At 67.7% G+C, this 22,315-nt stretch carries 19 protein-coding genes; 12 read left to right on the top strand and 7 right to left on the bottom strand.

Annotation, left to right across the window (positions count from 1 at the left end):
- Positions 1–109: 109 nt before the first annotated feature.
- From PcP3B5_RS26140 to PcP3B5_RS26150, 3 genes are all read left to right on the top strand, one after another.
- Complete coding sequence (locus PcP3B5_RS26140) at positions 110–1,672, top strand: bifunctional aminoglycoside phosphotransferase/ATP-binding protein (protein ID WP_061562783.1); 1,563 nt, start codon at positions 110–112, stop codon at positions 1,670–1,672.
- Between the two features lie 209 nt (positions 1,673–1,881).
- A complete protein-coding gene (locus PcP3B5_RS26145; protein WP_009612953.1) occupies positions 1,882–2,154 on the top strand; it encodes a TfoX/Sxy family protein in 273 nt (90 codons plus the stop codon).
- Positions 2,155–2,261: 107 nt separating this feature from the next.
- On the top strand, positions 2,262–3,062 hold the full coding sequence (locus tag PcP3B5_RS26150; RefSeq protein ID WP_009612954.1) for a Crp/Fnr family transcriptional regulator: 801 nt from the start codon (positions 2,262–2,264) through the stop codon (positions 3,060–3,062).
- A gap of 797 nt (positions 3,063–3,859) precedes the next feature.
- Here PcP3B5_RS26150 and PcP3B5_RS26155 read toward each other — a convergent pair.
- Genes PcP3B5_RS26155 through PcP3B5_RS26175 form a run of 5 tightly spaced genes read right to left on the bottom strand, consistent with a single transcriptional unit; the run spans position 3,860 to position 8,516 of the window.
- Positions 3,860–4,744, bottom strand: a complete 885-nt coding sequence (locus PcP3B5_RS26155; protein ID WP_061562784.1) for a ChaN family lipoprotein — start codon at positions 4,742–4,744, stop codon at positions 3,860–3,862.
- A gap of 11 nt (positions 4,745–4,755) precedes the next feature.
- Positions 4,756–5,523, bottom strand: coding sequence for a heme ABC transporter ATP-binding protein (locus PcP3B5_RS26160; protein WP_061562785.1), 768 nt, complete (start codon positions 5,521–5,523; stop codon positions 4,756–4,758).
- The gene (locus tag PcP3B5_RS26165; protein WP_099049139.1) at positions 5,523–6,506 is read right to left on the bottom strand and encodes a FecCD family ABC transporter permease; all 984 of its coding nucleotides are present in this window, start codon (positions 6,504–6,506) and stop codon (positions 5,523–5,525) included. Before PcP3B5_RS26165 ends, PcP3B5_RS26160 begins: the two co-directional genes overlap by 1 nt.
- Before the next feature lie 50 nt (positions 6,507–6,556).
- The gene (locus PcP3B5_RS26170; protein ID WP_061562786.1) at positions 6,557–7,450 is read right to left on the bottom strand and encodes a heme/hemin ABC transporter substrate-binding protein; all 894 of its coding nucleotides are present in this window, start codon (positions 7,448–7,450) and stop codon (positions 6,557–6,559) included.
- 10 nt (positions 7,451–7,460) lie between these two features.
- On the bottom strand, positions 7,461–8,516 hold the full coding sequence (locus tag PcP3B5_RS26175) for a hemin-degrading factor (RefSeq protein WP_061562787.1): 1,056 nt from the start codon (positions 8,514–8,516) through the stop codon (positions 7,461–7,463).
- Positions 8,517–8,701: 185 nt separating this feature from the next.
- Here PcP3B5_RS26175 and PcP3B5_RS26180 point away from each other — a divergent pair, with 185 nt between their 5' ends.
- The gene (locus PcP3B5_RS26180; protein WP_061562788.1) at positions 8,702–10,912 is read left to right on the top strand and encodes a TonB-dependent hemoglobin/transferrin/lactoferrin family receptor; all 2,211 of its coding nucleotides are present in this window, start codon (positions 8,702–8,704) and stop codon (positions 10,910–10,912) included.
- A gap of 82 nt (positions 10,913–10,994) precedes the next feature.
- Positions 10,995–11,324 (top strand): Rieske (2Fe-2S) protein, encoded by a 330-nt coding sequence (locus PcP3B5_RS26185; RefSeq protein WP_061562789.1) that lies wholly within the window; start codon positions 10,995–10,997, stop codon positions 11,322–11,324.
- Between the two features lie 147 nt (positions 11,325–11,471).
- On the opposite strand, the gene sfsA is transcribed toward PcP3B5_RS26185, so the two are convergent.
- Together sfsA and PcP3B5_RS26195 are read right to left on the bottom strand one after the other, a co-directional pair.
- A complete protein-coding gene (sfsA, locus tag PcP3B5_RS26190; protein ID WP_061562790.1) occupies positions 11,472–12,179 on the bottom strand; it encodes a DNA/RNA nuclease SfsA in 708 nt (235 codons plus the stop codon).
- Positions 12,179–13,351, bottom strand: a complete 1,173-nt coding sequence (locus PcP3B5_RS26195) for a pyridoxal phosphate-dependent aminotransferase (RefSeq protein WP_043269046.1) — start codon at positions 13,349–13,351, stop codon at positions 12,179–12,181. The genes sfsA and PcP3B5_RS26195 overlap by 1 nt, the downstream gene beginning before the upstream one ends.
- A 191-nt stretch (positions 13,352–13,542) precedes the next feature.
- On the opposite strand from PcP3B5_RS26195, the gene dksA reads away from it, so the two are divergent.
- From dksA to folK, 7 genes are all read left to right on the top strand, one after another.
- On the top strand, positions 13,543–13,986 hold the full coding sequence (gene dksA / locus PcP3B5_RS26200; protein WP_009612973.1) for an RNA polymerase-binding protein DksA: 444 nt from the start codon (positions 13,543–13,545) through the stop codon (positions 13,984–13,986).
- A gap of 85 nt (positions 13,987–14,071) precedes the next feature.
- Positions 14,072–14,959: a tRNA glutamyl-Q(34) synthetase GluQRS gene (gene gluQRS / locus PcP3B5_RS26205; RefSeq protein ID WP_061562791.1), complete on the top strand. Its 888-nt coding sequence runs from the start codon at positions 14,072–14,074 to the stop codon at positions 14,957–14,959.
- 84 nt (positions 14,960–15,043) lie between these two features.
- Positions 15,044–15,220, top strand: coding sequence for a hypothetical protein (locus PcP3B5_RS31705; RefSeq protein ID WP_003095129.1), 177 nt, complete (start codon positions 15,044–15,046; stop codon positions 15,218–15,220).
- On the top strand, positions 15,204–18,155 hold the full coding sequence (locus PcP3B5_RS26210; RefSeq protein ID WP_058070040.1) for a sensor histidine kinase: 2,952 nt from the start codon (positions 15,204–15,206) through the stop codon (positions 18,153–18,155). Before PcP3B5_RS31705 ends, PcP3B5_RS26210 begins: the two co-directional genes overlap by 17 nt.
- A gap of 26 nt (positions 18,156–18,181) precedes the next feature.
- Positions 18,182–19,618 (top strand): sigma-54-dependent transcriptional regulator, encoded by a 1,437-nt coding sequence (locus PcP3B5_RS26215; RefSeq protein WP_061562792.1) that lies wholly within the window; start codon positions 18,182–18,184, stop codon positions 19,616–19,618.
- 757 nt (positions 19,619–20,375) lie between these two features.
- Complete coding sequence (locus PcP3B5_RS26220) at positions 20,376–21,779, top strand: polynucleotide adenylyltransferase PcnB (RefSeq protein WP_061562793.1); 1,404 nt, start codon at positions 20,376–20,378, stop codon at positions 21,777–21,779.
- Positions 21,776–22,261 (top strand): 2-amino-4-hydroxy-6-hydroxymethyldihydropteridine diphosphokinase, encoded by a 486-nt coding sequence (gene folK / locus PcP3B5_RS26225; protein WP_061562794.1) that lies wholly within the window; start codon positions 21,776–21,778, stop codon positions 22,259–22,261. The genes PcP3B5_RS26220 and folK overlap by 4 nt, the downstream gene beginning before the upstream one ends.
- The last annotated feature ends 54 nt before the right edge of the window (positions 22,262–22,315 follow it).

Below are 22,315 nucleotides of genomic sequence, written 5' to 3' on the forward strand. Positions count from 1 at the left end.
ACCAGCGGGCGGCCGATTGGTTGCCTGCGGCGCCAGGCAAGTTTGCAGCCACCGGCGATGCCGCCATAATGCCTGCCTCCCGAATCCGGACAGCCAAGGACAATATCCCGTGAGCCAGACTCTGATCGCTGCCCTGCAGAACCCTGCCCTGTACCCCCACCCGGTGGAGCAGGTGCGGGTCATCGAAACCCACATTTCCTGGGTCCTGCTCACCGGCCAGTACGTTTACAAGATCAAGAAGCCGGTGAACTTCGGCTTCCTCGACTTCACCGACCTCGCGGCGCGCAAGCACTTCTGCGAGGAGGAACTGCGCCTGAACCAGCGCCTCACCGAAGGCCTGTACCTGGAAGTGCTGCCGATCACCGGCAGCGAGGCCGCGCCACAACTGGGCGGTGAAGGCCCGGCGATCGAATACGCGCTCAAGTGCCGCGAATTCCCGCAGAACGCCCTGCTCAGCGAGGTGCAGACGCGCGGCGAGCTGAGCTCCGAGCACATCGACGCCCTGGCGAAGCAGATCGCCGGCTTCCACCTGCGCACCCCGCAGGTGCCGCAGGACAACCCGCTGGGCTCGGCCGAGGCGGTGATGGCGCCGGTGCGGCAGAACTTCGAACAGATCCGCCCGCTGCTCAGCGACAAGGCCGACCTGCTGCAGCTGGACGCCCTGGAAGCCTGGGCCGAAAGCTCCTACGACCGCCTGGAAGCGCTGCTGCAGGCGCGCAAGGCGAACGGCTTCATCCGCGAATGCCACGGCGACATCCACCTGGGCAACGCCGCGCTGATCGACGGCCAGGTGGTGCTGTTCGACTGCATCGAGTTCAACGAGCCGTTCCGCTTCACCGACGTCTGCGCCGACTACGCCTTCCTCGCCATGGACCTCGAGGACCGCGGCCTGAAGTGCCATTCGCGGCGCTTCGTCAGCCAGTACCTGGAGCAGACCGGCGACTACCAGTCCCTGGAAATCCTCAACTTCTACAAGGCCTACCGCGCCCTGGTGCGGGCCAAGATCGCCCTGTTCAGCCTGGCCCACCAGAACGACGCCGTGCAGAAGGCCGCGACCCTGCGCCAGTACCGCAACTACGCCAACCTGGCGGAGAGCTACAGCGCCATCCCCTCGCGCTTCCTGGCCCTGACCATGGGCGTTTCCGCGGTGGGCAAGAGCTCGGTGGCGCTGCGCCTGGTCGAGGCCCTGGGCGCCATCCGCCTGCGCTCGGACGTGGAGCGCAAGCGCCTGTTCGGCGAACAGCAGCAAGCCCAGCGCGGCGCCCTGCAAGGCGGCATCTACAATGCCGAATCCAGCGTGGCCACCTACGAGCGCCTCAACGCCCTGGCCGGCGACATCCTCCGCGCCGGCTACCCGGTGGTGCTCGACGCCACCTTCCTCAAGCACGCCCAGCGCCAGGCCGCGCGCCATATCGCCGACGACACCGGGGTGCCCTACCTGATCCTCGACTGCCAGGCGCCGGAAAGCGTGATCGCCGGCTGGCTGGCCCAGCGCCAGGCGCAAGGCGGCGACCCGTCCGACGCCACCCTCGAAGTGGTGCAGGCCCAACAGGCCGGACGCGAAGCCCTGGACGCCGACGAGCAGGCCCACAGCAAGCGCGTCGACACCCAGGACAGCGCCAGCCTGGATACCCTGGTGGAAAGCATCCGCCAGCGCCTGCCGGGCATCTGACCCCCTCGACGCAGCCCGGGCACGATCGATGCCCGGGCTGCCGTTCGTCATGCCGAGGGCGCTTTGGCGCCTGCCGATATCACAAAGCCACATTGCCCCGCCAAGGGCCCGCTACACTTCATCGTCAAGTGAGCCGGCCGTCTCCAGCAGTTCACGGCCCTCGCCGCCATGCATGACCCACCCCGAGTGCCGCATCGCAAGGACCGACGATGAACGACGAACTGCTGCATCTGAAGAATCTCGGCAAGACCTCGGCCCAGTGGCTGCACGCCGTGGGCATCCACAACGCTTCCGACCTCCGCCGCCTGGGGGCGGTTGGCGCCTACCGCGCCGTTCGGGCCCGCGGCTTCCGGGCCTCCAAGGTGCTGCTCTATGCCATCGAGGGCGCCCTGCTGGACGTCCACTGGAACGACCTGCCGCCGGCGCACAAGGCCGAACTATTGGGCCAATTGGAGACTTTTCCTCAAAGGAATCAGAGTTAGCTCACAAGCCTTCCAGGAAATGATTTACGGCCGCGGGCCAGAACCCTATCGTTTCAGGGCCCTTCGTGCGCCCCGACCGCCAACGTCCGTCCAAGGAATTACGGCCCATGTACCTACTCGGTGAACAACCGGCCTATGCCGACCAGCTGATCAGCCGTCTGCAGGGGATTCCCGCCCAGCTGCTTTCCGGCCTCGCCCCCTGCGCGGAGCCCATCCGCCTGGAACGTACCGACGACCTGTCGGCCGAGCTGCCGAACCAGCAGCTGTTCCTGATCGAGAACGGCCTGCTCCACGCGCTGGTCGACGAACGCCCGCTGTTCTACCTGCAAGAGGGCGACCTGGTAGGCCTGCGCCAGGGCATCGACCTGCCGCCGTGCCGCTACACCAGCGACGAGCCGCTGTGCCTGGTGCCCTACTCGCGCAGCGACGTGTTCCGCCACATCCACGCCGACGAGCAGCGCCAGGAACTCTTCCTGCACTACCTGATCGGCCACACCGCCCTGCTTTCCGACGCCCTGGCGCACCTCAAGCAGCCGGACATTCGCCCGTCCACCGGCTTCCGCCACTTCGCCGCCGGCGACCAGTTGATACAGCAAGGCGACGACGCGGAGCATGTGTTCATCATCATCGAGGGCCATGCCGAGGCCTTCGTCGACGGGCAGAAGGTCGGCGACGTGCAGAAGGACGAGATCTTCGGCGCCATGGCCGTGTTCACCGGCGAGAAGCGCAGCGCCAGCGTGGTCGCCAGCGAACCCTGCACCGTGATGGTGATCCCCAAGGACCAGTTCCTCAGCCTGATGCAGAGCAACCCGCGCATCGCCCACAGCCTGATCGAGGGCATGGCCCGGCGCATCGACCTGCTCAACCGCGAGGTCACCCAGCTGCGCCTGCAGCTCGGCGCCGGCTAGCCGAAGCCCGGTCCAGACGAAGCCCGGCCATGTGCCGGGCTTCGTCATTTCTGCAGGACAGACTTTTTTTGCGAAATGCTGTTGACTCACAAATGATAATAGTTATTATTACCACAGCTGGCCGCGAGGTCGGCGGGTAAGCTGAGAGCCCTACCGCAGTCGGACGCTCAGGTTATCTCCTCATCAGGCTAATCACGGTTTTCGACCCGGCTCATCGCCGGGTCTTTTTTTGCCCGCGTTTTTTCCAGGGCCCCTTCCCTCTGACCGTTCGCCGGAAATTGCCGGGGCGATGAAAAAAGCATTGACTCGCGAATGATAATTGTTATTATTAACTCAACTGGTCGCGAGGCCAGTCGGTAAGCTGAGCGACCACGCAGTCGGACGATCAGATTATCTCCTCATCAGGCTAATCACGGTTTTCGACCCGGCTCATCGCCGGGTCTTTTTTTGCCTGAAGGAAAGTCATGGGCGGGGGATTTCTTTTCGTAGGAGCGAGCTTGCTCGCGAAAGGCTCTGGCGCTGGCGTCCAGTCGAAGAGCGCCCTCTCCCTAACCCTCTCCCTGAAGGGAGAGGGGACCGTTCGGAGCGTGTGGATATTCCCGAGTTAGCCGGCAACACCGAAAGTTTCCGGCTGAAAGCATCACTTCTCTCGGCACGGACAAGCCCCCTCTCCCTTCAGGGAGAGGGATGGGGAGAGGGAACGGAATATCCCCGAAACACCAACGCAGCCGGGAGCGCTGTTCGCGAGCAAGCTCGCTCCTACAAAAGAGGAGCCCTCCCGTCAGGCTATGCCCACATCAACGCAACTTCGCACAATGATCCTGCGGCGGCAGCGCCGGCGTGTACCAGACGTAGTCGGCCTGCTGCGGCGACACCGTCTTGCCGACCTCGGCCAGCATCAGCACCTGCATGCCCTCCCCCGCCTCCAGGTCTTCCAGGTGCAAGGGCACGCCCAGGTCGCGGCGCACGTGGAAGCCGCCGGCGATCAGCACGGCGGGCGCGGGCGCCGCCTTCAGCCGTTCGGCCATGCGCCGGTCGCGCTGCTGCTGTACCGCCAGCATGGCCGGCATCTGGCTCTCCGGCAGCAGGCCGCAGTGGGACTCGCGGATGTCGTCGAGCAGCACCCGGCGGACTTCCTCGGCCGTCGAACGGGTACCGGCGAGGGCCGGTTGCTCCCCGTAGATGCGCTTGATCTCGCTGCGGTCCAGATTGGCCGCCAGCAACGGCGCCGGCTGCTTGACCAGCCAGGTCACCATCGGGCCGTAGAGCGACCAGTCCCAGCCCGGCTGCCAGGCCAATGCGGCGTACAGGTCCTGCGGCGCCTTGCCGGCAGCGCTGGCCTCCTGGGCCGCCGTCACCCGCTGCTGCTGGTTGGGATTGAGCATTTCCAGCAGCACGCTGCCCTGCTCGCGGCGCTGGGCCAGGGCGCGCACCAGCCACAGCTCCAGGGCGTGGTGGTCGGGATTGTCGTGCTGTTCGCCGACCAGCACGCGGGGCGCGGCCTGCAAGCGTTCGAGCAATTGTTCCGGGGTCAGCACCTGACCGCTGCGCAGGTCGCGGATGACGCCCAACTCGGCGCTGTCGCGGCCCTCAGGGCTCTGCCAGGCCGGCAGGGGCGGCGCGGACGGCAGGCTCTGGCAGGCCGCCAACAGCGCCACCAGCGGGATCAGCAGGTATTTCATGTGAACTCCTTTCAGCGGGCGACGATCAGCGGATGGCCGCGCTCGGGGTGGCGCTGCACCAGCACGTCCAGGCCGAACACCTCGCGCAGCGGTTCCGCGCGTAGTACCTCGTCAGGCGTACCGAACAGGTGCGGGCGGCCATCGTGCAACAACAGCAGGCGGTCACAGTAGCGCGCGGCGAGGTTGAGGTCGTGCAGGATGACCAGCACCGCGGCGCCGCGTCCGGCGAATTCGCGCACCGCATGCAAAGTGGTGTGCTGGTGCAGGGGGTCGAGCGCCGAGGTCGGCTCGTCCAGCAGCAGCACCTGCTCCGCGCCGCCCGGCCACAGCTGCGCCAGGACCCGTGCCAGGTGCACGCGCTGGCGCTCGCCGCCGGACAGCGCCAGGTAGCTGCGCCCGGCCAGGTGCGAGGCGTCGGCCGCCGCCATGGCTTCGGCGATGATCTGCAGGTCGCGCTGGCGGCCGCTGTCGTGGGGCAGCCGGCCGAAACCCACCACCGACTCGACGCTGAAGGCGAAATTCAGCGACGAGGACTGCGGCAGCACCGCCAGGCGCTGCGCCCGCGCCGTACCCTGCCATTGATCCAGCGCGCGACCATCGAGGCTCACGCTGCCGCCGGCCAGCGGCAGCTCGCCATTGAGGGCGCCCAGCAGTGTGCTCTTGCCCGCGCCGTTGGGCCCCAGCACGCCGAATACCTCGCCCGGCTGCAGCGCCAGGCTCACGCCTTGCAGGACGACCTGCTGCCCACGCTTCACCGTCAGGTTCTCCGCCGTCAGCATCAGGAACGCCCCCGGATCAGCAGATAAAGGAAGAAGGGCGCGCCGATCAGCGCCGTGACGATGCCGATCGGCAGCTCCGCCGGCGCCAGCGCCAGGCGCGCCACCAGGTCGGCGAGCAGCAGCAGGATGGCGCCGCCGAACATCGAGGCCGGCAGCAGCACCCGGTGATCGGGGCCGACGATCAGGCGCAGCAGGTGCGGCACCACCAGGCCGATGAAGCCGATCAGCCCGGCCGCGGCCACCGCGGCGCCAACGCCCAGCGCCGTGCAGAGGATCAGTTCGACCTTCAGCCGCTCGACGTCGAAGCCCAGGTGGCGCGCCTCGGACTCGCCCAGCAACAACGCGTTGAGCGCATCCACCCGGCGCGGCAGCCAGCAGGCCACCAGCAGCGTGACCAGCAGCAGCGGCCACAGCCGCGGGTAGCTGGCGCCGTTGAGGCTACCGAGGTTCCAGAAGGTCAGGGTGCGCAGCGTGGCGTCGTCGGCGAGGTAGGTGAACAGGCCGATCAGCGCGCCGGCCAGCGCGGTGAGGGCGATACCGGCGAGCAGCATGGTGGCCACGCTGGTCTGCCCATTGTGGCGGCCGAGGCGGTAGACCAGCGCGGTCACCAGCAAACCGCCGCCGAAGGCGCAGGCGGACAGCAGGTAGGGCGCGAAGGCTTCCGGCAGGCCACCCATGGAGGCGCCGAAGACGATAGCGATGGCAGCACCCAGCGCGGCACCGCTGGACACCCCGATCAGCCCGGGGTCGGCCAGCGGGTTGCGGAACAGCCCCTGCATGGCCACCCCGGCCAGCGCCAGCACGCCGCCGGTGGCGATGCCCAACAGGGTGCGCGGCAGGCGGATCTGCCCGACGATCAGCTCGGCCTGGCCGAGGTCGTCGGCGGACACCGGCAGGCCGCACAGGCGCGCCAGCGCCCGCAGCGTGTCGCCCAGCGGCAGGCTGACCGGCCCCAGGGCCAGGGACAGCCAGAGGACCAGCAGCAGAAGAAAACCAAGGAGCAGGAACAGCGGTCGGGCAGCGTGCTTCGCAGTCAAGGACGACCTTCCGGGTTCAGGGCCTGCGCGGAAGGATAAAAGGCCTTGGAGAGGCTGGCCAATGCGTCCGGAACGCGCGGACCGAGACCGCCGACCAGCAGCGTCGGATCGAGCACCAGCACGCGGGCCTCACGCGCCGCGCGGGTAGCGGCCAATCCGGGGTTCTGTCGGATCAGCGCCTCGCGGGCCTTGTCGCCATCCAGGCTGCGGTCGGCCAGCACCACCACCTGCGGATCGAGGGCGGTCAGGGCTTCGCCGGACAACGCCTTGTAGCCCTTGTGGCTGGCCAGGTTGCGCCCGCCGGCGTGCTGGATCATCCAGTCGCCGGCGGTGTCCTGCCCGGCCACCAGCAGGCTGCCGCCGGCGTTGCCGACCAGCAGCACCACGCCCGGCGCGGCCTGCCCGGCCTGGGCCTTGGCCACCCAGGCCTGCTGCGCCGCCAGGCGCGCCTGGAAGTCCGCCGCCGCCTTGCCGGCCTGCTCGGGCGCGCCCAGCAGCTCGCCCAGGCGTAGCAGGTTGTCGTGCACGGTCTTCTCGTCGGCCTTGGCCGACAGGGTTTCGATCCGCACGCCCGCCGCGCGCAGTTGCTGCAGCACCGGCGGCGGCCCCATCTCCTCGCTGCCGAGGAGGATGTCCGGCTTCAGCGCCAGGATACCTTCGGCTGCCAGCTGGCGCTGGTAGCCGATCTTCGGCAACGCCTTGAGGCTGGCCGGGTGCAGGCTGGTGGTGTCGACGCCGACCAGGCGCGACTCGCCGCCCAGGGCCACCACCCACTCGCTCAGCGAGCCGCCGGCGCTCACCCAGCGCTTGGGCAGGCTGTCGGCGATGGCGCTGGAGGCGGCGAGGCACAGCCCGGCGAAGAGGCCGATCAGCAGGGGACGCGCTGTCATGGTTGCCTCCTCAGATGGCCGCGAAGGATTCGGCGAGGCTACGCCATTCTTGCAGTTCCGGCACACCCGGCTTGCGTGCGCCGAACACCTGCAGGACCAGCTCGCCGTCGGCGTCGAAGGCTTCCCAACTGGTGACGATGCCGTCGCTGCTCGGCTTGCGCACGCGCCACAGCTCGCGCACGCCGGAGGTCTTCAGGTGCAGGTTGAACTGCGGGTCGAGCACGTTGAACCAGTCGTCCAGCCACTTCAGGTTGTCCACGGTGCCGGTGTGGATCTGAATGCAGTGGGCGTTGCCGACGAAGATCATGATCGGCAGGCGGGACTGGCTGGCGGCCTCCAGCAGGCGCGGCAGCTCGGCGACGTCCAGCGGCTCGGCCCATTCGCGGCCGGCCAGGCGCAGCGCCTGGGTGCGCTCGGCCTTGTGCTTCTTCAGCAGGGCGAAGAAGTGGTGGGTGTCCTTCAGCGCCGCCCAGCCCTGGCGCAGGGAAGCGACGTCGATCTCGCCGTCGGCCAGCGGCGCGGCTTTCGCCTCGGCCGGACGCAGCTCCAGGCGCTCGCTCTGTTCCTCGGCGCGGAAGCGCTCCACCAGCGGCGCCCAGGCGGCGACGTCGCTGTGCTCGGTGAGGAACACCTTGTGCACCGCGGTGCCCTGGCGGTCGAACACCTGGATGCTGCGCTGGGTGCCGTGGGCGGTTTCCTCGCCGATGGCGAACACGCTGTCCCAGCCGCCGAGGAACAGGCGCAGGTCGATGTCCGGGGACACCACCAGGCCCATCTGCCCATTGCCCGATACGGTGACCTCCTGGTACGGCCCCTTGCGCTCATGTACGCAGTGCTCGTTGCGCGTCAGCGCCATGATCGGGCCCAGCTCGCCGAGGGCCGGCAGCAGCGCGGCCCATTCCGGGCGCAGGCGCACGGCATCGACGCCGAGGCGGCTGGCGGTCAGCTCGGCCTCGCTCACATCCAGGTGTTGCGCGGCATCGCGGGCGCGCAGGCGCGGTTTCTCGGCACGCAGCGCCTGCCAGGCGCGGTACAGCTCGGAAGCCGGCGCGGAAAGGGTAGTCATCGCAGAAATCCTCGTTCGCAAGGGGACCTGCCGCATCGCGGCGGCACCGACGAACTGTGCCACAACAAATTTAATAAATCTATTTGATAATAATTTGCATTTAGATTTGAGAAGAATTATGGTCTGCGCCGCCTTCTGCCAACGGCCATTTGCCATCTGCCATTTCCAAGAAAAACAGGTATCCCATGTCGATCACGCCTCCGTTCGCCCGCCGACACTGGCTGGCCCTGCTGCTGTTGAGCCCTTCCCTCGCCCTGGCGGACAACGCGGTTTCCCTCGGGGAGACCACGGTCACCGCGACCCGTAGCGAACAGCCCGTGGATGCGGTGCCGAGCACCGTGAGCGTGCAGACCGAGCAGGACATCGACCGCAACAACGCCAACGACATCAAGCAACTGGTGCGCTACGAGCCCGGCGTGTCGGTGAGCGGCAGCGGCAGCCGCTTTGGCCTGTCGGGCTTCACCATCCGCGGCATCGGCGGCAACCGCGTGCTGACCCAGGTGGACGGCGTCGGCGTGCCCGGTGCCTTCGCCTTCGGCCCCTTCATGGACGCGCGGCGCAACTACATCGACCTGGACACCGTGAAACGCGTTGAAATACTTCGCGGCCCGGCCAGCTCGCTGTACGGCAGCGACGCCCTGGGCGGCGCGGTGAGCTTCCTGACCAAGGACGCCGCGGACTACCTGGAGGACGGCAAGGACTTCTACGCCCGCTTCAAGACCGGCTACGACGGCTCCGACGACAGTTGGCTGGGCAGCGCCACCTTCGCCGGGCGCCAGGGCCCGGTGGACGGCCTGCTGACCATCAGCCGCCGCGAAGGCCACGACAGCGAGACCTTCGGCGGCCAGAGCGGCATCGGCAGCAGCCGCGGCGAAGCCAACCCGGTGGACTTCGACACCGACAACCTGCTGGCCAAGGTCGGCTGGGACTACGCCGAAGGCAGCCGCCTGCAGCTGGCCTACGAGCGCTACGCCGACGACGCCGACACCCGCCTGCTCAACGAATACAGCGCCACCGGCACCACCCGCACCTCCGATGCCAGCGACAGCACCGACCGCGAGCGCATCAGCCTGCAGCACCGCTTCCAGCTCGACAGCGCGCTGGCCGACCTGGTGCAGTGGCAGCTCAACTATCAGGACAGCCAGATCCGCCAGCAGACCTACCAGGAGCGCTTCAGCGGCGGCCGCCTGCGCGACCGCACCCGGGATTCGAAATACCAGGAAACGCTCTGGGGCCTGAACAGCCAACTGGACAAGCGGTTCGCCCTGGCCGACACCCAGCATCACCTGATCTACGGCTTCGATCTCAAGCGCCTGGAGAGCAGCGACCTGCGCAAGGGTGGCGAGACCTTCCAGAACAACGGCCAGCCGGTGCCGCCGGCCTTCGGTAGCGAGACCTTCCCGCTCAGCGACTTCCCCGACCCGGTCACCCACGAATACGCGGCCTTCATCCAGGACAGCATCGACATCGGCCGCTGGACCCTGCTGCCGGGCCTGCGCTACGACTACTACGAGATGCGCCCGGAGGTCAGCCAGCGCTACCTGAACAGCAACCCGCTGGATACCAACCCGTCCAACTTCAGCGATCACGCGCTGTCGCCCAAGTTCGGCGTGACCTACCGCATCGACGACCACCACAGCGTCTACGGCCAGTATGCCGCCGGCTTCCGCGCACCCGAACCGGTGGATATCTTCGGCGAGTTCGTCAACACCGCCATCGGCTACCAGACCATCGCCAACACCGACCTCAAGCCTGAAACCAGCGACAGCTACGAGATCGGCCTGCGCGGCAAGTACGCCATGGGCAGCTTCGGCGTCGCCCTGTTCTACAACCGCTACGACGACTTCATCGAGCAGGTCACCCTGCCCAACGACCCCACCGGCAACGGCCGCCTGACCTACCAGTACACCAACCTGGACAAGGTCACCATCCGCGGCGCCGAGGCCCGCGGCGACCTCGACCTGCACCTGGCCGCCGGCCTGCCCGACGGCACCCGCCTGCGCGGCGCCGTGTCCTACGCGCGCGGCAAGGACGAGGAAACCGGCGAGCCGATCAACAGCGTCGACCCGCTCAAGGGCGTGTTCGGTTTGGGGTATGATGCGCCCGGCGGACGCTTCGGCAGCGAGCTGACCTGGACCCTGGTGCAGGCCAAGCAGCGCATCGACGACAACGAAGTCCCCAGCCAATTCAAGCCCGGCGGCTATGGTCTGCTCGACCTCAGCGGCTGGGTGCGGATCACCGACGGCGTGACCCTCAACGCCGGCCTGTTCAACCTCACCGACAAGAAGTACTGGCAATGGGGCGACGTACGCGGCCTCACCGAGAACAGCCCCAGCCTGGATCGCTACACCCAGCCCGGCCGCTACGCGGCGGCCAACCTGATCTGGGAGATCTGACCGACTTCAGCACAAGGACGTGCACCCTATCCCGACGTCAGAGGGCGCGATGCGCCCTGCTGTCGGCGCCGGGAGCGTCCGGATGATCCGGCTGTGCCATCCGGGCGAACTGGCCGAGGGGCGGACCCGCGGCTTCCAGGTCGAAGGCCTGAAGGTCTTCGCCGTGCGCCGCCAGGGCCGCGTCCATGTCTACCGCAACCGCTGCCCGCACCGCGGCGTGCCCCTGGAATGGGAGGCCGACCGCTTCCTCGACGCCAGTGGCGCGCTGCTGCAGTGCGCCCAGCACGGCGCGCTGTTCCTCATCGAATCCGGCGAATGCATCCAGGGCCCCTGCCTGGGCGAGGTGCTCGACAGCCTGCCGTGCCGCGAGGACGAGCAGGGGTTGTGGATAAGCCTGCCCGAGTATGACTGAGAACCAGCCTACGACCTGCTGCGCGTCGGCATAACTGCGTTAAAAACAGGCGAGCGATGCTCATTTGGCGGACTAAACCGCGCGCTCTCGCCTGTTTCAGCCTTGTTCTGCTCTAGCTCGCGAGATCGTAAACAGGCTCCGAGCGCCCTACAGCTCGATGCGCAGCGGCCGGCTCAGGCGGATTTCGCTGACGTCGATGTCCGCGCCGTAGGCCAACATCTCGACGCCAGCGTCACGCGCCTCGCGCAGCGCCGCGGCATAGGCCGGGTCGATTTCCTCCGCCGGGCGCACCGCCTCGATGCCGGACAGGTTCACGCAATACAGCAGCACCGCCCGGGTGCCCTGCCGCGCGAGCGTCGCCAGCTCGCGCAGGTGCTTGGCCCCGCGGGTGGTGACCGCATCGGGGAAGGCCGCCACCGGCGTGGCGTCGAAGCCCAGGGTGACGCTCTTCACCTCGACGAACACCGGCCCGGCGGCGAACTCCAGGCGGAAGTCCGCGCGGCTGTTCTCCATGCCGTATGCGACTTCCCGGCGCAGCGCGGCGAAGCCGGCCAGTTCGGCGACGCTCCCGGCCAGCAGGGCCTCCTCCACCAGGCGGTTGGCGCGCCCGGTGTTGACGCAGGCCAGGCGCCCCTGGGGCGTTTCGCTCAGCTCCCAGGTGCCCGGCAGCTTGCGCCTGGGGTCGTCCGAGCGGCTGAACCAGACCCGGCAACCCTCGCTCATGCAGTTGAGCATGGAACCGGTGTTCGGGCAGTGGATGGTCAACTGCTCGCCGCCGGCGGTTTCGATATCGGCGAGGAAGCGCTTGTAGCGGCGCAGCAGGCGCGCCTCTTCCAGTTCCGGAGCGAAGCGCATCAGGGCCGCCAGCTCTTCAGGCCGCGGGCGATGCGCTCCACCGCCTGTTCCAGGCGCTCCAGGTTCTGGGTGTAGGCGAAGCGCACGTGGTGGTCGGCCTGGTAGCGGCCGAAGTCCACCCCCGGGGTGAAGGCCACGTGCTCGGTCTCGATGAAGTGCTGGCAGAAGCGGTAGGCGTCGCCGCCGAAGGCGCTGATGTCGGCGTACAGGTAGAAGGCCCCTTCCGGCTCCACGGCGATGCCGAAGCCCAGCTCGCGCAGGGCCGGCAGCAGGTAGTCGCGGCGCCGGGCGAACTCGGCGCGGCGCTCTTCGAGGATGGCCAGGGTGCCTTCCTCGAAACAGGCCAGCGCGGCGTACTGGGCCATGCTCGGGGCGCTGATATAGAGGTTCTGCGCCAGCTTCTCCAGCTCGCCCACCGCTTCCGGCGGCGCCACCAGCCAGCCCAGGCGCCAACCGGTCATGCCGAAATATTTGGAGAAACTGTTGAGGACGAAGGCCTCGTCGTCCACTTCCAGCACGCTGCTGGCGTCCACGCCGTAGGTCAGGCCGTGGTAGATCTCGTCCACCACCATGTGCCCGCCGCGGGCCTTCAGCGCCTGCGACAACGCGGCCAGTTCATCCTTGTGCAGCAAAGTGCCGGTAGGATTCGCCGGCGATGCCAGCAAAGCGCCTACACTGTCCTGATTCCAGTGCGCATTCACCAGCTCCGGGGTGAGCTGGTAACGGCTCTGCGGGCCCACCGGCACCAGCTGTGCGGCGCCCTCCACCAGGCGCAGGAAGTGGCGGTTGCACGGGTAGCCGGGGTCGGCCAGCAGCCAGTGGCGGCCCGGGTCGACCAGCAGGCTGCTGGCCAGCAGCAGGGCGCCGGAACCGCCCGGGGTGACCAGGATGCGCTCGGGGTCGATGGCCAGGCGGTAGCGCGAGGCGTAGAAACCGGCGATGGCCTCGCGCAGCTGCGGCAGGCCACGGGCCGCGGTGTAGCGGGTATGGCCGGCGGCCAATGCGGCCTGGCCGGCGGCGACTATGGGCGCGGCGGTGCTGAAATCCGGCTCGCCGATCTCCAGGTGAATGACGTCGTGGCCGGCGGCCTGCAGCTCGTTGGCTCGCGCCAGCAACGCCATGACGTGGAAAGGTTCGATGGCGCGGCTGCGGGCACTGAAGGAAGAAACCATGGGAAATACCGAACTTTGCGACGAAGAGGCGATTCTAACCAAGCCATCGGCGGGTGGCAGCAGGCTCGACAACCGGGAGTAGCATCGCGATTATCGATCTGGTAAGTTCGCCCGCTTGCGAGCGCGGGGCCGGCGTCGACCGGAGAGGGACCATCCGCGACAGGATTAGCGAGAGTGAGAGGCGGCCACACATGCCCACCAATGCAAAACAGCAGAGCAGCCAACTGATTCGTGGCTTCGAGCCCTACCAGGAAACCAAGGGCGAGGAGTACATGAGCGAGCGCATGCGCGCCCACTTCACCTCCATCCTCAACAAGTGGAAAGTTGAGCTGATGGAAGAAGTCGATCGCACCGTGCACCACATGCAGGACGAAGCGGCCAACTTCCCGGACCCGGCCGACCGCGCCAGCCAGGAAGAGGAGTTCAGCCTCGAACTGCGCGCCCGCGACCGCGAGCGCAAGCTGATCAAGAAGATCGACGAGACCCTCCAGCTGATCGAGGACAACGACTACGGCTGGTGCGACTCCTGCGGCGTGGAGATCGGCATCCGCCGCCTCGAAGCCCGCCCCACCGCGACCCTCTGCATCGACTGCAAGACCCTCGCGGAAATCAAGGAAAAGCAGCTCGGCTCCTGATGCCGGCGGCTTTTCGCGAACGGGGCGCCTAGGCGCCCCGTCGCGTTTGTGCGGCGCTCCCCGCCCCTGACCACAAGCCTGCGCCATGCCCGACTCCCGCTACACCGGACGCTTCGCCCCCACCCCCAGCGGCTACCTGCATTTCGGCTCGCTGGTCGCCGCCGTCGCCTCCTACCTGGACGCCCGCGCCGTTGGCGGGCGCTGGCTGGTGCGCATGGAAGACCTCGACCCGCCGCGGGAAATGCCCGGCGCCCAGGCCGCCATCCTGCAGACGCTGGAGCGCTACGGCTTCGAATGGGACGGCCCGGTCGAACGCCAGAGCGAACGCGGCGAAGCCTACGCGGCGGTGGTCGAGCAATGGCTGCGCAGCGGCCTGGCCTACGCCTGCACCTGCTCGCGCAAGCAGCTCGAAGGCACGGGCGGCATCTACCCCGGCACCTGCCGCAACGCCGGCCACGACTGGCACGGCGAGGTGGCCATCCGCATCCGCGTGCCGGAACTGGAATACGCCTTCGTCGACCGCGTCCAGGGCGAGTTCCGCCAGCACCTGGGCCGCGCGGTGGGCGACTTCGTCATCCGCCGCCGCGACGGCCTCTATGCCTACCAGTTGGCGGTGGTGCTGGACGACGCCTGGCAGGGCGTGACCGACATCGTCCGCGGCGCCGACCTGCTGGACAACACCCCGCGCCAGCTGTACCTGCAGGAACTGCTCGGGGTGGCCCATCCGCGCTACCTGCACGTGCCGCTGATCGTCCAGCCCGACGGCCACAAGCTGGGCAAGTCCTACCGCTCGCCACCACTGGCCGCCGAGCAGGCCGCCCCGCTGCTGCTGCGCGCGCTGAAGGCCCTGGGCCAGGCCGCGCCGGCGGAACTGGCCGGAGCCACCCCGGCCGAGGTGCTGGCCTGGGGCGTGGCGCACTGGGACGCCGCGCGCATCCCCCGCGTACTGACGCTGGAAGACGCCCGGCTCTAAGATGATGGGAGGGGCCATGCGCCCCGGCTTGCAGGCGCCCATCGGCTGCCTGTAGCCTGCCGTCCGCACAACGAGAGGCATGACATGTACATCTACCGACTGGTGCTGCTCCTGGTCGTGGGCATCTACCTGTTCTCGCCCGCCATCATGGACTGGTGGATCGACCCCAACGGCGCCTGGTATCGCCCTTACCTGCTGTGGCTGATTCTCATAGTCGTGACCTTCATCCTGCAGAGCCAGCGCGATGCTGACGAGCTTTAGCCTCACCCAGCTGATCCTGATCAGCGCCGCCTACCTCACCACCCTGTTCGGTGTCGCCTGGATCACCGAGCGCGGCTACGTGCCGCGCCGCCTGGTGCGCCACCCGCTGGTGTACACCCTGTCGCTGGGCGTCTATGCCAGCGCCTGGGCCTTCTATGGCACCGTCGGCCTGGCCTACCAGTACGGCTATGGCTTCCTGGCCATCTACCTGGGGGTGTCCGGGGCATTCCTGCTGGCCCCGGTGCTGCTCTACCCGATCCTGCGCATCACCCGCGCCTACCAGTTGTCGTCGCTGGCCGACCTGTTCGCCTTCCGCTTCCGCAGCACCTGGGCCGGCGCGCTGACCACGCTGTTCATGCTGATCGGCGTGCTGCCGATGCTGGCCCTGCAGATCGAGGCGGTGACCAACTCCATCAGCCTGCTGACCCGCGGCGCCGACGCCCACAGCGCGGCGCTGGCGTTCTGCGCGCTGATCACCCTGTTCGCCATCCTCTTCGGCGCCCGCCACATCGCCACCCGCGAGCGCCACGAAGGGCTGGTGATGGCCATCGCCTTCGAATCCCTGGTCAAACTGATCGCCCTGGGCTCCATCGGCCTGTTCGCCCTCTACGGCGTGTTCGGCGGCCCCGACGGCCTGGAGGTCTGGCTGCTGCAGAACCAGGAGGCCCTGAGCACCCTGCACACGCCGCTGGCCGAAGGCCCCTGGCGCACCCTGCTGCTGGTGTTCTTCGCCTCGGCCATCGTGATGCCGCACATGTATCACATGACCTTCACCGAGAACCTCAACCCGCGCGCCCTGCTCAGCGCCAGCTGGGGCCTGCCGCTGTTCCTGCTGCCGATGAGCCTGGCGGTGCCGCCGATCCTCTGGGCCGGCCTGCACCTGGGCGCCTCGACCAACCCGGAGTACTTCACCCTCGGCCTGGGCATGGCGGTGGACAGCCCGGCCCTCGCCCTGGCCGCCTTCATCGGCGGCATCTCGGCGGCCAGCGGGCTGATCATCGTGATGACCCTGGCGCTGTCGGGCATGGTCCTCAACCACCTGGTGCTGCCGCTGTACCAGCCGCCGGCCGAGGGCAACATCTACCGCTGGCTGAAATGGACGCGGCGGGCGCTGATCGCCACCATCATCCTGCTCGGCTACGGCTTCTACCTGCTGCTGGGCTCGGAGCAGGAACTGTCGAACCTGGGCATCGTCTCCTTCGTCGCCACCCTGCAGTTCCTCCCCGGCGCGCTCTCGGTGCTCTACTGGCCGGCGGCCAACCGCCGCGGCTTCATCGCCGGCCTGGTGGCGGGCATGCTGGTGTGGGGCGCCACCATGCTGGTGCCGCTGATGGGCAACGTGCAGACCCTGCACATCCCGCTGTTCGACTCGCTGTACGTGCTCGACGAGGCCAGCTGGCACCTGGCTGCGCTGGCCTCGCTGGCGGCCAACGTGCTGGTGTTCACCCTGGTGTCGCTGTTCAGCGAGCCCAGCGACGAGGAAAAGGGCGCCGCCGAAGCATGCGCGGTGGACAACGTGCGCCGCCCGCAGCGCCGCGAACTGCTCGCCGTCTCGCCCCAGGAATTCGCCAGCCAGTTGGCCAAGCCGCTGGGTGCGAAGACCGCGCAGAAGGAAGTGGAGCAGGCCCTGCGCGACCTGCACCTGCCCTTCGACGAGCGCCGCCCCTACGCCCTGCGCCGCCTGCGCGACCGCATCGAGGCCAACCTCTCCGGGCTGATGGGCCCAAGCGTGGCCCAGGACATGGTCGAGACCTTCCTGCCCTACAAGGCCAGCAGCGAGAGCTACGTCACCGAGGACATCCACTTCATCGAGAGCCGCCTGGAGGACTACCACTCGCGGCTCACCGGCCTGGCCGCCGAACTGGACGCCCTGCGCCGCTACCACCGGCAGACTCTCCAGGACCTGCCGATGGGCGTGTGCTCGCTGGCCAAGGACCAGGAAGTGCTGATGTGGAACCGCGCCATCGAGGAACTCACCGGGGTGCCCGCGCAGCGCGTGGTCGGCTCGCGCCTGTCGGCCCTGCCGGATCCCTGGAAGGGCCTGCTGGAAGGCTTCATCGAGGCCCCCGACCAGCACCTGCACAAGCAGCGCCTGGCCATCGACGGCCAGACGCGCTGGCTGAACCTGCACAAGGCGGCCATCGAGGAACCCCTGGCGCCGGGCAACAGCGGCCTGGTGCTGCTGGTCGAGGACCTCACCGAGACGCAGTCCCTGGAAGACAAGCTGATCCACTCCGAGCGCCTGGCCTCCATCGGCCGCCTGGCCGCCGGCGTGGCCCACGAGATCGGCAACCCCATCACCGGTATCGCCTGCCTGGCGCAGAACCTGCGCGAGGAACGCGAGGGCGACGGCGAGCTGACCGAGATCAGCGCGCAGATCCTCGAACAGACCAAGCGCGTCTCGCGCATCGTCCAGTCGCTGATGAGCTTCGCCCACGCCGGCGGCAAGCAGGTGGCCGCCGAGCCGGTGTGCCTGGCCGACGTCACCCAGGAAGCCATCAGTTTGCTATCGTTGAACCGACGCAGCGTCGAAGTGCAGTTCTTCAACCTGTGCGACCCGGACCACTGGGTGGAGGGCGATGCCCAGCGCCTGGCCCAGGTACTCATCAACCTGCTGTCCAACGCCCGCGACGCCTCCCCGCCCGGCGGCGCCATACGGGTACGCAGCGAAGCCTCGGAGAACACCGTCGACCTCATCGTCGAAGACGAAGGCAGCGGCATTCCCAAGTCCATCATCGATCGCCTGTTCGAGCCCTTCTTCACCACCAAGGACCCCGGCAAGGGGACCGGCCTGGGCCTCGCACTGGTCTATTCGATCGTGGAAGAGCATTATGGGCAGATCACCATCGACAGCCCGGCCGATCCGGAACGCGAATGCGGCACCCGCATCCGCGTGACCTTGCCGCGGCATCCTGGCCCGACGGCCGAGCAGTAGACGAGCACGTCGAGAGAGCTGAATACATGGCACATATCCTCATCGTCGAAGACGAAACCATCATCCGTTCCGCCCTGCGACGGTTGCTCGAGCGCAACCAGTACCAGGTCAGCGAGGCCGGCTCGGTCCAGGAGGCCCAGGAGCGCTACAGCATTCCGTCCTTCGACATGATCGTCAGCGACCTGCGCCTGCCCGGCGCCCCCGGCACCGAACTGATCAAGCTGGCCCAGGGCACCCCGGTGCTGATCATGACCAGCTACGCCAGCCTGCGCTCGGCCGTGGACTCGATGAAGATGGGCGCGGTGGACTACATCGCCAAGCCCTTCGACCACGACGAGATGCTCCAGGCCGTGGCGCGCATCCTCAAGGACCGCCAGGAAGGCCGTGGCGCCAGCGCCGAAGCGCGGGGTAACACCCGCGCGGCGGGCGAGCGCGGTAACGGTAACGCCGCCCCGGCCGAGGGCGAGATCGGCATCATCGGCTCCTGTCCGCCGATGCTCGAGCTGTATTCGAAGATCCGCAAGGTCGCCCCCACCGACTCCAATGTCCTGATCCAGGGCGAGTCGGGCACCGGCAAGGAACTGGTGGCGCGCGCCCTGCACAACCTCTCCAAGCGCACCAAGGCGCCGCTGATCTCGGTGAACTGCGCGGCCATCCCGGAAACCCTGATCGAATCCGAACTGTTCGGCCACGAGAAGGGCGCCTTCACCGGCGCCAGCGCCGGCCGCGCCGGCCTGGTGGAAGCCGCGGACGGCGGCACCCTGTTCCTCGACGAGATCGGCGAACTGCCGCTGGAAGCCCAGGCCCGCCTGCTGCGCGTGCTGCAGGAAGGCGAGATCCGCCGTGTCGGCTCGGTGCAGTCGCAGAAGGTCGACGTGCGCCTGATCGCCGCCACCCACCGCGACCTGAAGATGCTGGCCAAGACCGGGCAGTTCCGCGAAGACCTCTATTACCGCCTGCACGTCATCTCGCTGAAGCTGCCGCCGCTGCGCGAGCGCGGCGCCGACGTGATGGAGATCGCCCGCGCCTTCCTGGCGCGCCAGTGCTCGCAGATGGGGCGCGCCCCGCTGAGTTTCTCCCACGAGGCCGAACAGGCCATCCGCCATTACCCGTGGCCGGGTAACGTGCGCGAGCTGGAGAACGCCATCGAGCGCGCGGTGATCCTCAGCGAAGGCCAGGAAATCCCCGCCGACCTGCTGGGCATCGACATCGAGCTGGACGATCTGGAGGACGACTTCGTCGACGAGGCGGAGGTGCGCAACGCCGTGGCGGCCAACAACCACGAGCCCACCGAGGACCTGTCGCTGGAGGACTACTTCCAGCATTTCGTCCTCGAGCACCAGGACCACATGACCGAGACCGAGCTGGCCCGCAAGCTGGGTATCAGCCGCAAATGCCTGTGGGAACGGCGCCAGCGCCTGGGCATCCCGCGGCGCAAGTCGGGGGCCTCGGCCGACTCCTGAGGTGCGCACAGCTGTTACCGCGGACATCCCGCGTAACAAAAGCCGGGTTCATCGGTAACGATAACCCGGCTTTTTTGTGCCTGCCCGAAACCCCTTCCTACAGCTAAACCCTTGAAAAATAAGGATTCTCAAAAGTTGGCACGGCATCTGCTTTGTTATTGGCACAACAACAATAACAAGCACGAAACCACAGAACAAAAACAACACGTAACGACTCCAGCACAACAAAAACAAAATCGCGGAGGCGCAGCTAACTGATTCTTTTGGAGGAGAGTAGCTGGCGGGAGAAATCCCGCAACCGATCGAAGAACAATAAAACTGCCTCGAGGCAGCGGCGAAATCGGTTGGATCGAAAGATCACTGCTCACTCAGCGACCAAAGCAATCCGTTTGCTCTTGTCGATCCCGAATGGGAATGCCTCGAAGCGGCTAGCCTCGAGGACGGGTCTACAAACAAAAACAACAAGCCCGGCATCATAACAAGAACAAAGCACGCACCTACTTGGGGGGGAGCTTCGGCTCCCCCAGTAGCTTTCCCCGCTCTCCCCTGCTTTCCTCTCCTTCCTTCGTTCCCCATCTCCTGCGCCCCGATGCTAGAATCCGAACCCGTTCGGATATACAACGCATCAGAATTACCGCCGATTGTTTCCGCTGGCCATGCTTTTCAAGCATGATGGGCTGCCTGCCGACTGCGACCACCGGCCAGGGCACGCTGCGTTGCGCGACGCAATCCACCCCAACCTGTTAATAGTGCCTCCATGCTGAAAAAGCTGATCTCCTCCCTTCGCTCTCCCTTGCGCCGCAAGCGCGCAGTCCGCACCACTCCGGAAATCGTCGGCAGCAACCAGCATCCGCTGCGTCGCGAGCAGTTCAGCCGGCATGCGGTGAGCGTGGTGGACCGGCTGCAGAAGGCGGGATACCAGGCCTACATCGTCGGCGGCGGCGTCCGCGACCAGTTGCTAGGCATCGCCCCCAAGGACTTCGACGTGGCCACCAGCGCCACCCCCGAGCAGGTGCGCGCCGAATTCCGCAACGCGCGGGTGATCGGCCGACGCTTCAAGCTGGTGCACGTGCACTTCGGCCGCGAGATCATCGAGGTGGCCACCTTCCGTTCCCACCACCCGCAGGAAGAAGGCGAAGGCGACAGCAACCAGGCGTCGCGCAACGAGGCCGGGCGCATCCTGCGCGACAACGTCTACGGCACCCTGGAAGACGACGCCCAGCGCCGCGACTTCACCATCAACGCCCTGTACTTCGACTGCAGCGACGAGCGCATCCTCGACTACGCCCACGGCGTGCACGACATCCGCAACCGCCTGGTGCGCCTGATCGGCGACCCCGAGCAGCGCTACCTCGAAGACCCGGTGCGCATGCTGCGCGCGGTGCGCTTCGCCGCCAAGCTGGACTTCGAGATCGAGAAGCACAGCGCCGCGCCGATCCGCAAGCTGGCGCCGCTGCTGCGCGAGATTCCCTCGGCGCGGCTGTTCGACGAAGTGCTCAAGCTGTTCCTCAGCGGCCGCGGCGAGCGCACCTTCGAACTGCTGCTCGAATACGAGCTGTTCGCCCCGCTGTTCCCGGCCAGCGCCAAGGCCCTGGCCCGCGACCCGGAATACACCGGCAAGCTGATCCGCCAGGCCCTGGCCAACACCGATCTGCGAATCCACCAGGGCAAGCCGGTCACTCCCGCCTTCCTCTTCGCCGCCCTGCTCTGGCCGGCCCTGCCGGCGCGCGTGGCGCAGCTGCAGGAGCGCGGCATGCCGCCGATCCCGGCGATGCAGGAAGCCGCCCACGAACTGATCAGCGAGCAGTGCCAGCGCACCGCCGTGCCCAAGCGCTTCACCATCCCGATCCGCGAGATCTGGGACATGCAGGAACGCCTGCCGCGGCGCCAGGGCAAGCGCGCCGATCTGCTGCTGGAGAACCCGCGCTTCCGCGCCGGCTACGACTTCCTGCTGCTGCGCGAGAGCGCCGGCGAGGAAACCGGCGGCCTCGGCGACTGGTGGACCGACTACCAGGACGCCAGCGACGGCGAACGCCGCGGCATGATCCGCAACCTGGCGGCCAGCCCGGACGATGGCGGCGCCGCCCCGCGCAAGCGTCGCCGCGGCGGTGCTAGCCGTCGCCGCCGTGGCCCGCGCAGCGAGGGGGCCGGCAACGAGTGAGCGAGCGCGTCTATCTCGGCCTGGGCAGCAACCTTGCCGATCCCCTGGGCCAACTGCGCGCCGCCATCGAAGCCCTGCGGGCCATCCCGCAAACCACGGTTGCCGCGGTTTCGCCCTTCTACATCAGCGACCCGCTGGGCCCGCCGGACCAGCCGCGCTACGTCAACGCCGTGGCCGCGCTGGACACCGAGCTTGCGCCCCTGGCCCTGCTCGATGCCCTGCAGCGCATCGAACTGGAACAGGGCCGCGTGCGCAAGGACGAACGCTGGGGCCCGCGCACCCTCGACCTGGATATCCTGCTGTTCGGCGAGCGCCAGCTCGACGAGCCGCGCCTGACCGTGCCGCACTACCACATGCACGCCCGCGCCTTCGTCCTCTACCCCCTGGCGGACCTGGCGCCGCAGCTGCGCCTGCCCGACGGCCGCAGCCTGTCGGAACTGCTGGCGGATTGCCCATTCGCCGGTCTCGAACGGCTATCCTGATCGTCACCCCAGTTGGCGGTAACGCCGTAACAGTCCGGTAACACCTGCGATTGA

This window comes from Pseudomonas citronellolis (genome assembly GCF_001586155.1).
GTDB classification, from domain to species: Bacteria; Pseudomonadota; Gammaproteobacteria; order Pseudomonadales; family Pseudomonadaceae; genus Pseudomonas; species Pseudomonas citronellolis.

Bases quoted from the DNA above. Each gene is read 5' to 3' on its own strand.
- PcP3B5_RS26195 (WP_043269046.1), bottom strand. From the start codon at position 13,351: ATGGTTTCTTCCTTCAGTGCCCGCAGCCGCGCCATCGAACCTTTCCAC.
- PcP3B5_RS26185 (WP_061562789.1), top strand. From the start codon at position 10,995: ATGATCCGGCTGTGCCATCCGGGCGAACTGGCCGAGGGGCGGACCCGC.
- dksA (WP_009612973.1), top strand. From the start codon at position 13,543: ATGCCCACCAATGCAAAACAGCAGAGCAGCCAACTGATTCGTGGCTTC.
- PcP3B5_RS26220 (WP_061562793.1), top strand. From the start codon at position 20,376: ATGCTGAAAAAGCTGATCTCCTCCCTTCGCTCTCCCTTGCGCCGCAAG.
- PcP3B5_RS26150 (WP_009612954.1), top strand. From the start codon at position 2,262: ATGTACCTACTCGGTGAACAACCGGCCTATGCCGACCAGCTGATCAGC.
- PcP3B5_RS26210 (WP_058070040.1), top strand. From the start codon at position 15,204: ATGCTGACGAGCTTTAGCCTCACCCAGCTGATCCTGATCAGCGCCGCC.
- gluQRS (WP_061562791.1), top strand. From the start codon at position 14,072: ATGCCCGACTCCCGCTACACCGGACGCTTCGCCCCCACCCCCAGCGGC.
- PcP3B5_RS26175 (WP_061562787.1), bottom strand. From the start codon at position 8,516: ATGACTACCCTTTCCGCGCCGGCTTCCGAGCTGTACCGCGCCTGGCAG.
- sfsA (WP_061562790.1), bottom strand. From the start codon at position 12,179: ATGCGCTTCGCTCCGGAACTGGAAGAGGCGCGCCTGCTGCGCCGCTAC.
- PcP3B5_RS31705 (WP_003095129.1), top strand. From the start codon at position 15,044: ATGTACATCTACCGACTGGTGCTGCTCCTGGTCGTGGGCATCTACCTG.
- PcP3B5_RS26155 (WP_061562784.1), bottom strand. From the start codon at position 4,744: ATGAAATACCTGCTGATCCCGCTGGTGGCGCTGTTGGCGGCCTGCCAG.
- PcP3B5_RS26180 (WP_061562788.1), top strand. From the start codon at position 8,702: ATGTCGATCACGCCTCCGTTCGCCCGCCGACACTGGCTGGCCCTGCTG.
- PcP3B5_RS26215 (WP_061562792.1), top strand. From the start codon at position 18,182: ATGGCACATATCCTCATCGTCGAAGACGAAACCATCATCCGTTCCGCC.
- PcP3B5_RS26170 (WP_061562786.1), bottom strand. From the start codon at position 7,450: ATGACAGCGCGTCCCCTGCTGATCGGCCTCTTCGCCGGGCTGTGCCTC.
- PcP3B5_RS26145 (WP_009612953.1), top strand. From the start codon at position 1,882: ATGAACGACGAACTGCTGCATCTGAAGAATCTCGGCAAGACCTCGGCC.
- PcP3B5_RS26160 (WP_061562785.1), bottom strand. From the start codon at position 5,523: ATGCTGACGGCGGAGAACCTGACGGTGAAGCGTGGGCAGCAGGTCGTC.